Origin of the sequence: Roseovarius sp. SK2 (assembly GCF_028807495.1) — a bacterium.
Lineage (GTDB): Bacteria > Pseudomonadota > Alphaproteobacteria > Rhodobacterales > Rhodobacteraceae > Roseovarius > Roseovarius confluentis.
Genome location: NZ_JARAMK010000007.1, coordinates 143,636 through 157,970, shown reverse-complemented (window position 1 = coordinate 157,970; position 14,335 = coordinate 143,636). Strand labels below are relative to the sequence as shown.

Here is a 14,335-nt window from a genome sequence, read left to right as displayed (position 1 = left end):
CATGACGGGCAAGACCGTCGCCACCATCACGTGGCGCGCCCTGCATTGCGAGGGGCAGGACACCTGCCGCCTCGCCCGTGCCGATCATGGCTGGTTACTGGTCGGCCACGCCCGTTTTCACGACGATGACGGTTTCGCCGCGCTGGATTACGTCGTGCGCTGCACCGAGGACTGGCAGACCCTCGACGCCGATATCGCCGGCACCCATGGCGAAAGCGAGGTCCGCCTGCATATCGACCACCGCAACGGGGAATGGCTGCTGAACGAGACACCGCAACCCGGGCTTGAGGACGCCACCGACATCGACCTCAGCTTCACGCCCGCCACCAACCTCATGCCCCTGCGCCGCCTTGCGAAACAGCAGGACGACACCCTGACCACCCGCGCCGCGTGGCTTTACTACCCCGCCGCGACCCTCGCGCCGCTGGATCAGACCTATCAACGTACGCATACGTATGGCGTCATGGAGTACCGCGCCGAACAAACGGATTACAGCACCACGCTCGAGGTCAACGACGCGGGCTTCGTCACCGACTACCCCGGCCTCTGGCACGCGGAAGACCAGCATGTTCCGCTTTGACCGCCTTCTCCTCCTTCTGGCGCTCACGCTCTTCGCCGCCGGCCTCGGCCGTGACAAGCTCGACCAGTGGATCGCCGCCACCGACCTGCCGCCCCTCCTGACACCGCTCTCCACAGAGGTCCGCGACCGCACCGGCACGCTCCTGCGGGTCTACACGGTCGAGGATGGCCGCTGGCGTCTCGGCGCCACGCCCGACGCCGTGGATGCGGGCTATCTCGACATGCTCATCGCCTACGAGGACAAGCGCTTCTACACCCATTCCGGCGTCGATCCCCGCGCCATCCTCCGCGCCACCGCGCAGGCCCTCTGGAACGGCGAAATCGTATCGGGCGCCTCCACCCTCACCATGCAGGTCGCCCGCCTGCTCGAGGACAGCGGCACCGGACAGCTCAGCGGCAAGCTCCGCCAGGCCCGCGTCGCGCTGGCGTTGGAGCGTCGTCTCACCAAGCGCCAGATCCTGCAACTCTACCTCGAACGCGCCCCTTTCGGCGGCAATATCGAAGGCGTCCGCGCCGCCAGCTACGCGTGGTTCGGCAAGGACCCGCGCCGCCTGACCCCCGCCGAATCCGCCCTCTTGGTGGCCCTGCCCCAATCTCCCGAATCCCGCCGCCCGGACCGCCACCATTTCCAGGCGGCCGAGGCCCGCGCCCGCGTCCTCGCCCGCGCCGAACGCGATGGCCTGCTCACCCCCGGCGCGGTCCAGGCCGCGCTGACCGAGCCGGTCCCCCACGCCCGCCGCGCCTTCCCCTCCCTCGCGCCGCACATGGCCGACCGCGCGCTCTCTGACGATCCCGCCCGCCTGCGTCACGACCTGACGCTCGACGCGCCCTTGCAAGAAGCGCTGGAACGCCTCGCCACACACAGCCTGCGCGACCTGCCCGCCGATGTTTCCATCGCCATGATGATCGCCGACCACCAGACCGGCGACATCCTCGCCTCTGTCGGCTCCGCCACCTATGGCATCGGCGACGCGCGCTCCGGCTTCGTCGACATGACCCGCGCCATGCGCTCCCCCGGCTCCACGCTCAAGCCGTTCATATATGCCATGGCCTTCGACCGCGGCCTCGCCCATCCACAGACGCTCATTCACGACCGCCCCGTCGCCTTCGGCACCTACGCGCCGCAGAATTTCGACGGCGCGTTCCGGGGCGAACTGACCGTGGCCGACGCCCTGCGCCAGTCGCTCAACATCCCCGTGGTCCTGCTGCTGGACGAGATCGGCCCCGCCCACCTGCTCGACACCCTGCGCCGCGCCGGCGTGCCCACCGACCTGCCCGGCGACCAGCCCGGCCTAGCCGTTGGCCTCGGCGGGCTCGGCGTGACGCTGGAAGGCCTGACCACCGCCTATGCCATGCTGGCAAATGGCGGCCAGACCCGCCCTCTGAACTGGCGCCAGGACGCGCCACAACATACGCCATCGAATGTTCTAAACCGCGCCGCCTCGTGGCACGTCACCGATATCCTCGCGGGTCTCGCACCGCCCCCCGGGGCGCCCAAGCGCCGCCTCGCCTACAAGACCGGCACCTCCTACGGCCACCGCGACGCCTGGGCCGTGGGGTTCGACGGCCGCCACGTCGCCGCCGTCTGGATCGGCCGCCCCGACGGCACGCCCGTCCCCGGGGCGTTTGGCGGGGACCTCGCCGCGCCCGTCCTTTTCGAGGCGTTCCAGCGCCTGAAACCCAAACCCGACGCCCTGCCGCCGCCCCCGCCCGAGGCGCTTCTCCTGCCCACCGCCCGCCTGCCGCAACCGCTGCGCCGTTTCGCCAGCCGCGACGCGGTGTTTCAACCGTCCGAGGATGCGCCCAAGTTGATCTTCCCCCCCGCCGGCGCCCGCCTGCCCATCCAGGATAGCCGCCTCACGGTCAAACTCCGCGATGGCAAGCCGCCCTTCACCTGGCTCGCCAACGGCACGCCGCAGAAAACCGGCACCCGCCGCCGCGAGGCCGAATTGACCGGCCTCGCCCAAGGCTATTCCAAGCTGTCTGTGATCGACGCGACGGGCCGCTCCAGTAGCGTCACCGTCTGGATCGACTGACGGCCCAATCCGCACCAAGAATTTTCGAAAATCCTTGCCCGATTTCTTGCAAGAAATCGTCCCGAAAATTGCAATTTTTCGCCGCGGAATTTTGCAAAATTCCGCGGCCGATGTCACATCCGCTCGATGGCTACGGCAATCCCCTGCCCGCCACCAATACACATCGTGATCAGCGCTTTTGTCCCGCCGATCCGCTCCAGCTCGTAAAGCGCCTTTACCACAAGGATCGCTCCCGTCGCGCCCACCGGATGCCCCAGCGCAATCGCGCCGCCATTGGGGTTCACCTTGGCGGTATCCAGCCCCAGCCCCCGGTTCACCGCAATCGCTTGCGCCGCAAACGCCTCGTTCGATTCGATCACGTCGAAAACCCCGGCGCTCAGCCCGGTCTTTTCCAGCAGTCGTTCCACCGCCGGCACCGGTCCGATCCCCATCACCTCGGGGCGCACACCCGCATGAGCATACCCAAGCACGCGCGCCTTGGGCTTCAGCCCGGCCTTCTCGGCCGCCTCCGCCCGGGCAAAGACCAGCGCCGCGGCGCCGTCATTGATGCCGCTGGCGTTTCCGGCCGTCACCGTGCCGTCCTTCTGAAACGCCGCACGCAACCCGGCCAGCCCCTCGGCGGTCGTCGGCTTGGGATGCTCGTCGGTCTCAAACGCCACCATGTCGCGCTTCACCCGAACCTCCACCGGCACGATCTGGCTGGCGAAGCGACCTTCCTCGATGGCCTTCGCCGCCCGGTTCTGACTTTCCAGCGCAAAGGCATCCTGATCTTCGCGGCTGACATCATGCTCGGACGCCACGTTCTCGGCGGTGACGCCCATATGCCCCGTGCCAAAGGGACAGTTCAAAGCCCCCAGCATCATGTCCAGCGTGCGCACGTCGCCCATCTTGGCGCCCCAGCGCTGGTCCGGCACGATGAAAGGCGAACGGCTCATGTTCTCGGCCCCGCCCGCGACGCCGAACTCCGCATCGCCCAGCATCAGCGATTGCACCACCGAGACGACCGCCTGCGCGCCCGACCCGCACAGGCGGTTCACGTTCATCGCCGGCGTGGTCTCGGGAATGTCCGCCTCCATCGCGGCGACCCGGCTCAGGTACATATCGCGCGGCTCGGTGTTGATGACGTGGCCGAACACCACGTGGCCGACCTGCCCCGGCTCCACGCCCGACCGCTCCAGCGCGGCCCTGGTGGCGATGGCCCCCAGCTGCGACGGCGGCGTGCCCGCCAGCGATCCGCCAAAGGTGCCGATGGCCGTGCGCGCACCATCCAGAAGTACGATATCCGTCATGAGAGCCTCCCTCGAAATGTTCGCCTCAGCATCGCGCCTGCGCCTGCACCCTGCAAGCGAAACGTCCCGTCAGCGCACGCTCTCAGGGCGCCATGAACTTGCGCCGCGCCTCCACGGCGATGGCGTAACGCTGCTCGAGGTCTTCTATCAAAGCCATTGCCACGTGCCGCGCCTCTTCCGACTCTGCGGCGCGCCATGTGGCCTTCGCCGCCTCCAGCAGCTTCTTCAGCTTGAATTCTTCCGGCAAGGCGCCGGCCTCGGCCATGATCCGAGCCGCGACCTGCGTGGCCATGTCCACATGTGCCATCCCGGACCGATCCGGCAGCGGCTTGCCCGCGCCCTCCGGCGAATCCAGTTGCCCCTCGGCGATCGCCTTGCGTATCTGCCGCTCGATCAACTGGTTGAATGCGCGGTCCATGCAGCTTCCCTAGTACGGCACCAGGGGCACCGGGCCATCTTCATCCAGGATCCACGCATCCCGCCCCTCGAACACGGCCAGTTGCAAGGGTCGCCCCCAGCCCGTGCCACAATCCAGCGCCACGCGGTTGCCGTGATGCTCGGGCGCATTGACCGGCGTGTGGCCGTGCACCACCAGCTTGCCGTGGTCGCGGGTGTCGTAAAGGAACGGCTCGCGGATCCACATCAGGTCCTCCGGCACCTGGCGCTCCAGCGGCGTGCCCGGCGAAATCCCGGCATGGCAAAGGAACAGGTCGTCCGTTTCATGGGTGTAGGGCAACGTGCTCAGGAATTGCCTATGCAGCCCCGGCACCTGCTCACGCCAGTCACCGCCATACGCCGGTGTATCCACCCCGTAAGAGGCCAGCGTTTCGCGTCCGCCAAGGTTGCCCTGCATCCACCACTGGAAGCGCCGAGGCTCCATCCGGCCTTCCAGCGCATCAAGAAACAGCTGGTCGTGATTGCCCCGCAGCGCGGTCCAGTTCCGTCCCTCCGCGATCCCGTCGATCAGCGTCTGCAACACGCCCCGGCTGTCCGGCCCGCGGTCGCTGTAATCGCCAAGGAACACCACCTTGGCATCGCGGCCCGCCTGTGCGTCGATCCGCGCCAGCGCGCGGTCCAGTTCAGAGCGATAGCCATGGATGTCGGGGATCACGTAAATCGGTTCGGTCATGGCACATGACTTAATGCACCACGCCCCGGCTGCAAACCCGTCTCAGGCGGCGAAGGCCCCGAACGCCTCTGCCCCGTGATGTACGCGGTAGCTGTCGATGCCGATATCCCCCGACCAGCGCCACAGGGCCACCACGCCCTCGTCGCCGGTCTGGCAGGCATGGGGCAGATAGGTCGAATGATGCACCGAATGCCCCGCCACCATCTCGCGCTGCGCGTCGCCCGCCGTCCACATGGCCCGGCCCGCGATGATCACGTAGGTTTCCACCGCGGCATGGGAATGCAGCCCGTAGCGCGTGTTGGGCCGCTGGTAATAGAGGCCCGCCCGCAGGGTCGGACAATAAAGCGGCGCGTCCGGTCCCATCAGGTCCACGACCGAGAACAGAGCCTCGTCCTCGGGTTTCATCTGGCTGGACACCGGGTTGTGGCCCCAGGGCAGCGTGTCATGCGCCGCCAAGGCCGCCCGTGCCACGGCCAAGGTCGATCCCGCGAGCAATCCGCAGATCGCGCCGGAGTCCCCCGGCGAATTGTTGGTCAGCGGCGCGACTTCGGTCGCCGACATCAGCGCCGCGGCGGTCTCGGTAGCACAGGCCCGCCCCTCGGCGCGGAACACCGCCGCCATCTCGGACAGGAAAAGCTGGAACGGATCGCGCATCGGAACCTCCTCGGTCTAATGCACCTGACGTATCGCGAACGGGCCGCGACGGCTTTCGCCGCAGCGACCCGGATATGGTCGTTTTTGTGGATGCCGCCTACTTCTGATCGAACTATATTAGCGCCGTACGCTGCAGGTCGGAGCACCGTCGCGCGGAATCTAGGCGCGGCTTTGCCGCGCAGCCGCGCGATCGCCAGACCGCCCCCCGGGCTGGCAATCTCGCGGCGACAAGACCCTTCACCCCACATCGAACTCCAGCGCACGGATCTGCTGGAACAGCCCCGTCTGATGCAGCTTCGCGATCACGTCATCCGGCACCGGCGCATCCACGTACAAGAGCGCAATCGCCTCCTCTCCCGCCTTCGACCGGCCCAGCGTAAAGTTGGCAATGTTCACACCATTGCCGCCCAGCGTCTGGCCAAGCGCGCCGATGATGCCCGGCTCGTCACGGTTCGTCGTATACAACATATGCTGTCCGATCTCGGCGTCGATGTTGATCCCCTTGATCTGGATGAAGCGTGGCTTGCCGTCGCTGAACACCGTACCGCCGATGGACCGCTCACGCTCCGCCGTCACGACGGTCAGCTTGATATAGCCCTCGAACGCGCCCGACTTGTCCTGCTTGGTGGTCGAGATCTTGATCCCCCGCTCCTTGGCGATGAGCGGCGCCGAGACCATGTTCACCTCCGGGTTCACCGATTTAATGATTCCCGCCACGGCGGCAGAGGTCAGCGCCTCCAGGTTCATCTGGCTCACGACACCATCGTAAAGCAGGTTGATCGCCTTGATCGGCTCGTCCGTCATCTGGCCGATGAAATTGCCCAGGTGATCGGCCAGCTTGATCCACGGCCCCATCACCTTGGCTTCCTCGGCGGTCACCGACGGCATGTTGAGCGCGTTCGTCACGGCCCCGGTCAGCAGGTAATCCGACATCTGCTCGGCCACCTGCAACGCAACGTTCTCCTGCGCCTCGCTGGTCGCAGCCCCCAGGTGCGGCGTGCAAACGACGTTGGGCAGACCAAACAGCGGGTTCTCCGTCGCGGGCTCCTCGGCAAATACGTCCAGCGCCGCGCCCGCCACATGCCCCGACTTCAGAAGATCGGCCAAGGCCGCCTCGTCCACCAGCCCGCCACGGGCACAGTTGACGATCCGCACGCCCTTCTTAGTCTTGCCAAGGTTCTCACGGCTCAGGATGTTGCGCGTCGCGTCGATCAGCGGCGTGTGCAGCGTGATGAAATCCGACCGCGCCAGCAGCGTATCGAGGTCCACCTTCTCGGCCCCCTTCTGCGCGATCTTCTCTTCGCTCAGGGTGGGGTCATAGGCGACCACCTTCATCTTCAGCCCCCGCGCCCGCTCGGCCACGACACCGCCGATATTGCCGATGCCAATGATGCCCAACGTCTTGTTGGTCAGCTCGACCCCCATGAACTTGGACTTTTCCCACTTGCCCGCATGGGTGCTGGCGCTCGCCTCGGGGATCTGCCGCGCCACGGCGAACATCATCGCAATGGCGTGCTCGGCGGTCGTCACCATGTTGCCGAAGGGCGTGTTCATCACGATCACGCCTTTCTTGCTGGCCGCCGCCTTGTCCACATTGTCGGTGCCGATCCCGGCGCGGCCGATGACCTTGAGGTTCTTCGCCGCGTCCAGGATCGTCGGCGTGACCTTGGTGGCCGAGCGGATCGCCAGGCCGTCATAATCGCCGATCACCTCGGCCAGCTTGTCCTTGTCCTTGCCCAGCTCGGGCATGAAATCCACCTCGATCCCCCGGTCGCGGAAGATCTGCACGGCGGTTTCACTCAGCTTGTCGGATACGAGTACTTTGGGAGCCATCTGTCTGGTCCTTCATCTTTGAATTCTGGGAATGGTGGGTTTGAAACCCACCCTACACATCCCGCGTAGGGTGGGGTTTCACCCCACCTCAAACGGTCTCGGACAGCGCCGCGATCTCGGCGTTGAACGCCCATTCGATCCACGGCATCAGCGCGGCCACATCGGCGGTCTCCACCGTGCCCCCGCACCAGATCCGCAGGCCCGGAGGCGCATCGCGATAGGCACCAATGTCAAACGCCACGTCCTCGGCCTCCAGCCGCTTGGCCACGGCCTTGGCGAACGCCGCCCCGTCGCTGATCCTATCGTCGGTGAACTTCAGGCAGACGCTCGTGTTCGACGCCGTCGCCGGATCCTTGGCCAGGAATTCGACCCAGTCATGCGTGCCGACGAAATCCGCCACCGCCTTGGTATTGGCATCCGCCCGCGCCATCAGGCCACTCAGCCCGCCGACCGAGCGTGCCCAGTCGAGCGCCAGCAGGTAATCCTCGACCGCCAGCATCGACGGCGTGTTGATCGTCGCCCCCTCGAAGATGCCCGCGTTCAGCTTGCCACCCTTGGTCAGGCGGAAAATCTTCGGCATGGGCCAGGGCGGCGTATAGCTTTCCAGCCGCTCCACTGCCCGCGGGCTCAGCACCAGCGTCCCATGCGCCGCCTCGCCGCCCAGAACCTTCTGCCAGCTGAACGTCACCACATCCAGCTTGTCCCACGGCAGGTCCTGCGCAAACGCGGCCGAGGTCGCGTCACAGATCGTCAGACCCTGACGGTCTGCCTTGATCCAGTCGCCATCCGGCACCCGCACGCCGCTGGTCGTGCCGTTCCAGGTGAAGACCACGTCATTGTCCGTGTCCACGCCGTCCAGATTGACAATCTCGCCATACTCGGCGGTCTTGACCTCGGCCTCCAGCTTCAGCTGCTTGACCGCATCCGTGACCCAGCCCGCACCAAAGCTTTCCCAGGCCAGCATCTCGACCTTGCGTTCGCCCAGAAGGCTCCACATCGCCATCTCGACCGCGCCTGTGTCTGACGCCGGGACGATGCCGACCTTGTAATCGTCGGGAATCCCCAGCACTTCGCGCGTGCCGTCAATCGCGGCCTTCAGCTTGGCCTTGCCCACGGCGGCGCGGTGCGACCGGCCCAGCGGGGCATCGGCAAGCTTGCTCAGGTCGAAAACGGGGGGTTTGGCACAGGGGCCGGAGGAAAAACGCGGATTCGCCGGAACGGCGACAGGTTTCGTGTCCGGCCGCGTGCCGGGTGTCTCAATAGCCATTGCTGCTATCCTTCCAGATAAGCGCCCCTCGTTGGGGAGGGGTGTCCCACCTTTTGGATTACGCTGGCCGCACCGGCCCCGCAAGAGGGAAAATCGCCAAGGCGCGGCGGTTTGCGGTCCGAAAGCGACCCCGGCGGCTATCATCGGAAACTTCGTCAAGAGAGGCTTTCATACTGCGCGAGTGACCCACGAATTGCGCTTAATGGTTGAATCGCACCGCAGCCTGCTTACTAAAATGAAGCTAAATGGGCATCAAAACATCGGCTGAATGAGGACGCCACAGTGGAGATCATTCTGGGGCAATTGATAACCTTCGTGCAGAAACGCGCCGGGACCAGTTTGTCGTCGAGAATCCTTGTATGGACCGTGATCGGGCTATCGTTGATCCTCTGCGGGTTGGCAACGTATATGGCGATACACAACAATATGGCCGCTTACTAGGGCGTTACTTCGCAAGCGGTCCACTGCCCAACGAATCCGTCGACATACGCTGACGACACTCGACCAACGCAGTAGAGATCGCGATGGAGTCGCGCGGCCCCCACCTAGAACCCCGCACCAACCTGCGCTATGCCGCATCCCAAGCGCAAAGCGGAGACGCCCCATGTTCACCACAACCCTCATCGCCCCTCCGGGCACGCTCGACCCGGCACTGGTCGAAAACTTGCGCAACGCCTGGGGCGGGTTCGACGCCCGCTGGCTCGCGCCCGACGAGGCGGCGGAGTTCGACATGGCCGCGCTCCCCGACAACCAGTGGGAGGTCTGGGACAACCTGCAAACCCTGCGCACCGACCTTGTCGTCCAACCGTCAGAAAACCGCCGCAAGCGCATGCTTCTGGCCGACATGGACAGCACCATGATCTGCCAGGAATGCATCGACGAGCTGGCCGACGAGGCCGGCGTCGGCGCTCATGTGAAAGACATCACCGCCCGCGCCATGAACGGCGAGCTCGACTTCGAAGGCGCCCTTCTGGAACGCGTCGCGCTGCTCAAAGACCTCGCCGAAGACGTCATTGAAGAGGTCCTCGACACCCGCATCACCCTCATGCCCGGCGGCGCCACCCTGCTGGCCACGATGAAGGCCCACGGGGCCTATACCGCCCTCGTCTCGGGCGGCTTCACCGCCTTCACCTCGCATATCGCCACGCTTCTCGGCTTCGACGAGAACCGCGCCAACACGCTGCTTGTCGAGAACGGCAAGCTCACCGGCGACGTCGCCCGCCCCATCCTCGGGCGCGAGGCCAAGGTGCAGGCGCTCGCCGATATCACCACCCGCCTCAACATCTCGGACATCGACGTGCTGGCGGTGGGCGACGGGGCCAACGACCTCGGCATGCTCGCCCGCGCCGGCAGCGGCGTCGCGCTCCACGCCAAGCCCTCCGTCGCCGCCGAATGCGATCTGCGCATCAACCACGGCGACCTCACCGCGCTGCTCTACCTGCAAGGCTACGACCGCAACGATTTCCAGATCCTGTAGAGTGGGCGAAAGCCCACGCGCACGTCTCGGCGACGAAACCTGGCGCACCCCGTCCCGGGCTCGCCCCGGGACCTCGCCGCCTCTCACCAGTCGCTGACCTGTTCCTCATCCGCCGCATCCCCGCGCGGCACGTTTACCCGGCCCTCCACTTCACCGGCACCGTTGCCATACCACCCGAATACCGACGCGATACCGACGTCATTTCGGGCCTTCCGGCAGCATTAACCTTCCGATTCGCCAATTCACCTTGTCCCTTCCCCGGCTTGCCCCTACGTTCCTGTTGAAACCTCGGGGTGTCGACCGGCCCAGACACGGCGACTGAGATGCACATAGCAAACCCGTTGAACCTGAACCGGCTGACACCGGCGGAGGGAAGGTCATGCACCCGCATCGCGCCGCCCCCTGCCGAAAGGGAGGATGCCATGAAACGCCTTGTTTTCACTGCGGGATGTCTGCTCACCGCCACGTCCGCGATGGCGCAGGACTCAAGCGGGACGCCCGAACTGACCGTCTATACCTATGACAGCTTCGTCGCAGACTGGGGCCCCGGCCCGCAGATCGAAGAGGCGTTCGAGGCCAACTGCAACTGCGACCTCAACCTCGTCGGCGTCGAGGACGGCGCGGCCCTTCTCGCCCGCGTCCGGCTGGAGGGACAGAATACCGATGCCGACATCGTCCTCGGCCTCGACACAAACCTGATCGCCGCGGCCAAGGACACCGGCCTTTTCGCCGAGCACGGCCAGTCCCCGGACCTCGATCTGCCGATTACCTGGGACGACCCGGTTTTCCTGCCCTACGACTGGGGCTATTTCGCCTTCGTCCACGACAAGGACATGGACGCGCCCAGCAATTTCAAGGCTCTGGCCGACAGCGACACCTCCATCGTCATCCAGGATCCGCGCTCTTCCACCCCCGGTCTCGGTCTGCTGATGTGGGTCAAGACCGCCTATGGCGACGAGGCCCCGCAAATCTGGGAGGGGCTTTCGGACAACATCGTCACCGTCACCAAGGGCTGGACCGAAGCCTACGGTCTCTTCCTCGAAGGCGAGGCCGACATGGTGCTCTCCTACACCACATCGCCCGCATACCACCTGATCGCCGAAGAGGACGACAGCAAGACCGCCGCCGCCTTCGACGAGGGCCATTACATGCAGGTGGAAGTGGCCGGAAAACTGGCCTCCACCGACCAACCCGAACTGGCCGACCAGTTCCTCGCGTTCATGCTGACCCAGGACTTCCAGTCCGTTATCCCGACGACCAACTGGATGTACCCCGCCAAGGAGCTCGAGGACGGCCTGCCCCAAGGATTCGACACCCTGATCCAACCGGAGAAATCCCTGCTTCTCAGCGCCGAAGAAGCCGCCGCCACCCGCGATGCCGCGCTCGATGAATGGCTGAACGCGCTCAGCCGCTAAGCGCCAGACCGGGATGGAGCGCCGCCGCCCTCGTGGCGGCGCTCATCTTCGGGGCGCTGCTGGCCGTCGCCCTGCGCGCCGAAACCGGGCGCGGCTTCAACGCCGCCGACTGGGCCGCCCTGCGCTTCACGCTGGTACAGGCCACCCTCTCGGCCTTGTTTTCCGTGCTGCTGGCCATCCCCGTCGCCCGCGCCCTCGCCCGCCGCCGGTTCCGGGGCCGCAGCCTGCTGATCGCCCTTCTGGGCGCGCCGTTCATCCTGCCGGTGATCGTCGCCGTTCTGGGCCTGATCGAGGTCTTCGGCCGTGGCGGCTGGGTCAGCGCGGCCCTGGGCACGCTCGGCCTGCCCCCGGTGCAGATCTACGGGTTGCACGGCGTCGTCCTCGCCCACGTGTTCTTCAACCTGCCCTTGGCCACCCGCCTTGTCCTGCAGGGCTGGCAGGAAATTCCCGCCGAGCGTTTCCGTCTCGCCGCCCTCCTGGGCATCGACGGCTGGTCGATGTTCCGGGTGATCGAACTGCCCATGCTCCTGCGCCTTGTCCCCGGCGCCTTCACCGTGATCTTCGCCATCTGTCTCACCAGCTTTGCCGTCGCGCTCACCCTCGGCGGCGGGCCGCGGGCCACCACGATAGAACTCGCCATTTACCAGGCGTTCAGGTTTGACTTCGATCTTGGGCGGGCCGCACTCCTGTCCGCCGTGCAGCTTGGCCTGACGGTTTTCGCCGGTGGCATCGCCCTCTGGCTGGCGCGCGGCGAAGGGTTCGGCTCCGGTCTCGACCGCGGCTTGCGCCGGTTCGACGGAAAAACGACCACCGCACGGTGCATTGACGCGCTGTTCATAGGTGTCGCGGCAGTCTTCCTGCTCGTGCCGCTCATGGCCATCGCTCTGTCCGGCCTGCCCGGCTTCGCCGACATGCCAGGCCAGGTCTGGACCGCCGCGCTCACCTCGCTCTGGGTCGCGGCGCTCAGTACCGTCCTGCTGCTCTGCATGGCGCTGCCGATGACCACCGCCATCGCGACCGAACGCGGCCGTATGGTGGAAATCGCGGGTCTCCTTGGCCTCGCCGCCTCGCCTCTGGTAATCGGCACGGGGCTATTCATCGCCATCCGTCCCTACGCTAATCCGCAGGCCTTCGCCCTACCCGTCACGGCGCTCGTCAACGCCATCACCGTCCTGCCCTTCGCCCTGCGCATCCTTGTTCCCCGCGCCCGCGATATCGTGGCGCGCCAAGGCTGCCTTGGCCTCTCGCTCGGCATGGCCGGACTGCCCTTCCTGCGCCATGTCCTGCTGCCCCGCTTGCGCCCGCAGATCGGCTTTGCCGCCGGTCTCGCCGCAGCCCTCTCGATGGGCGATCTCGGCGTCATCACGCTCTTTGCCGACCCCGACGTGGCCACCTTGCCGTTACAGATCTACCGCCTGATGGGCTCCTACCAGATGGAGGCCGCCGCCGCCGCTTCCTTCCTTCTGTTGATCCTGTCCTTCGGGGTCTTCTGGCTGCTTGATCGCGGAGGGCATCGTCATGCTGAAACTTGAGTCCGCCACCATCCGCAACGGCAGCTTCACCCTGACCTCCGACCTCACCGTGCCAGACAGCGCAACCGTCGCGGTGATCGGTCCCTCTGGCGCGGGCAAGTCCACGTTGATCGAGGGGATCGCGGGCTTCCTGCCCGTCACGCAGGGCCGCATCACGTGGGACGGCACCGACATCACGGGTCACCCCCCGGGCGCCCGCCCCGTCGCCATGCTCTTTCAAGAGGGCAACCTCTTTCCCCACCTGACGCTCGCGCAGAACGTGGGCCTTGGCCTGTCGCCCAACCTGCGCCTGTCGCAGGGCGACAAGACCCGCGTCACCGCGGCGCTGGAGCGTGTCGGCCTTGCCGGCATGGACACCCGCAAACCCGGCGAGCTGTCCGGTGGCCAGCGCAGCCGTGCCGCCCTTGCCCGCGTCATGCTTCAGGACAAGCCGCTGTTATTGCTGGATGAACCCTTCGCCGCGCTCGGGCCCGCCCTGCGGATGGAAATGCTCGACCTCATGGCCGAGATCGCGGGAGAAACCGGCGCGACCCTCCTGATGATTTCCCACGCACCAGAGGACGCCCGCCGCATCACGACGCAAGCCATCCTCGTCGCCAACGGCACCGCACATGCACTGCAACCGACCGCCGATCTTCTCGACGATCCGCCGCCGGTCCTGCGCGACTATCTCGGCTCCTGAGCCTTCAATTCAAAGGAAAAAGCGGCGCGGGCCTCAGAGAGGTCGGGCACAGATACGATCATCTGGGGAATGTGCCCGCCTGGCGGCCCGTGCCGCGCCCCGGGATTTTTAAAAGGTTCCGGGGTATCAAATGGGGCGTGCGCTCAGGATGGGAAAAACGCGCACGCCCCGGCCGAGTGGCGGCTTATGCCGGGAGGATGCCCGCCTCTTGCCCAGCGGCGATCTCGTCTTCGCTCAGCATGCCATCGGCGTCCGAATCCAGCTGCTCGAACGTGCCGGCCGGTGCTTCGGGCATCGCGGCCTGGAATTCTTCCATCGAGACCATGCCGTCGCCGTCGGTATCCGCATCCAGGGCGAAGGCCATCGCCGGAACGGTCAGGGCAAGCGCGAACGTCGCTGCAGAAAGTGTCTTGGTCATCTTTGGTTTCCCTTTTCTGGGTTT

The 14,335-nt window shown here is 66.1% G+C and carries 13 protein-coding genes and 1 riboswitch; of the genes, 6 read left to right on the top strand and 7 right to left on the bottom strand.

The window, feature by feature from the left end:
- Window position 1 precedes the first annotated feature (1 nt).
- Entirely contained in the window at window positions 2-580 is a 579-nt protein-coding gene (locus PVV74_RS14455; protein WP_274593690.1) for a putative glycolipid-binding domain-containing protein, read from the top strand.
- Window positions 567-2,615, top strand: coding sequence for a penicillin-binding protein 1C (gene pbpC / locus PVV74_RS14450; protein WP_274593689.1), 2,049 nt, complete (start codon window positions 567-569; stop codon window positions 2,613-2,615). The genes PVV74_RS14455 and pbpC overlap by 14 nt, the downstream gene beginning before the upstream one ends.
- A 113-nt stretch (window positions 2,616-2,728) precedes the next feature.
- Here the strand turns inward: pbpC and PVV74_RS14445 are convergent, their stop codons facing one another.
- The 6 genes from PVV74_RS14445 to PVV74_RS14420 form a co-directional block, all read right to left on the bottom strand.
- Complete coding sequence (locus PVV74_RS14445; protein ID WP_274593688.1) at window positions 2,729-3,904, bottom strand: acetyl-CoA C-acyltransferase family protein; 1,176 nt, start codon at window positions 3,902-3,904, stop codon at window positions 2,729-2,731.
- A gap of 82 nt (window positions 3,905-3,986) precedes the next feature.
- Window positions 3,987-4,322 (bottom strand): J-domain-containing protein, encoded by a 336-nt coding sequence (locus PVV74_RS14440; protein ID WP_103763552.1) that lies wholly within the window; start codon window positions 4,320-4,322, stop codon window positions 3,987-3,989.
- 9 nt (window positions 4,323-4,331) lie between these two features.
- The gene (locus PVV74_RS14435; protein WP_274593687.1) at window positions 4,332-5,033 is read right to left on the bottom strand and encodes a metallophosphoesterase family protein; all 702 of its coding nucleotides are present in this window, start codon (window positions 5,031-5,033) and stop codon (window positions 4,332-4,334) included.
- Between the two features lie 42 nt (window positions 5,034-5,075).
- Window positions 5,076-5,687: a dimethylsulfonioproprionate lyase family protein gene (locus tag PVV74_RS14430; protein WP_274593686.1), complete on the bottom strand. Its 612-nt coding sequence runs from the start codon at window positions 5,685-5,687 to the stop codon at window positions 5,076-5,078.
- A 237-nt stretch (window positions 5,688-5,924) separates the two neighbouring features.
- A complete protein-coding gene (gene serA, locus PVV74_RS14425; RefSeq protein WP_103763555.1) occupies window positions 5,925-7,520 on the bottom strand; it encodes a phosphoglycerate dehydrogenase in 1,596 nt (531 codons plus the stop codon).
- Between the two features lie 88 nt (window positions 7,521-7,608).
- The gene (locus PVV74_RS14420) at window positions 7,609-8,787 is read right to left on the bottom strand and encodes a phosphoserine transaminase (RefSeq protein WP_274593685.1); all 1,179 of its coding nucleotides are present in this window, start codon (window positions 8,785-8,787) and stop codon (window positions 7,609-7,611) included.
- A gap of 604 nt (window positions 8,788-9,391) precedes the next feature.
- On the opposite strand from PVV74_RS14420, the gene serB reads away from it, so the two are divergent.
- The 4 genes from serB (at window position 9,392) to PVV74_RS14400 (ending at window position 13,893) form a co-directional block, all read left to right on the top strand.
- Complete coding sequence (gene serB / locus PVV74_RS14415; protein WP_274593684.1) at window positions 9,392-10,264, top strand: phosphoserine phosphatase SerB; 873 nt, start codon at window positions 9,392-9,394, stop codon at window positions 10,262-10,264.
- Window positions 10,265-10,543: 279 nt separating this feature from the next.
- A riboswitch (TPP riboswitch) is annotated at window positions 10,544-10,655 on the top strand.
- Between the two features lie 31 nt (window positions 10,656-10,686).
- Complete coding sequence (gene thiB / locus PVV74_RS14410; protein WP_274593683.1) at window positions 10,687-11,679, top strand: thiamine ABC transporter substrate binding subunit; 993 nt, start codon at window positions 10,687-10,689, stop codon at window positions 11,677-11,679.
- Window positions 11,655-13,211, top strand: a complete 1,557-nt coding sequence (locus tag PVV74_RS14405; RefSeq protein WP_274593682.1) for a thiamine/thiamine pyrophosphate ABC transporter permease ThiP — start codon at window positions 11,655-11,657, stop codon at window positions 13,209-13,211. The genes thiB and PVV74_RS14405 overlap by 25 nt, the downstream gene beginning before the upstream one ends.
- A complete protein-coding gene (locus PVV74_RS14400; RefSeq protein WP_274593681.1) occupies window positions 13,198-13,893 on the top strand; it encodes a thiamine ABC transporter ATP-binding protein in 696 nt (231 codons plus the stop codon). Before PVV74_RS14405 ends, PVV74_RS14400 begins: the two co-directional genes overlap by 14 nt.
- 184 nt (window positions 13,894-14,077) lie before the next feature.
- Here PVV74_RS14400 and PVV74_RS14395 read toward each other — a convergent pair whose 3' ends face one another.
- A complete protein-coding gene (locus tag PVV74_RS14395; RefSeq protein ID WP_103763560.1) occupies window positions 14,078-14,311 on the bottom strand; it encodes a calcium-binding protein in 234 nt (77 codons plus the stop codon).
- Window positions 14,312-14,335: the final 24 nt, after the last annotated feature.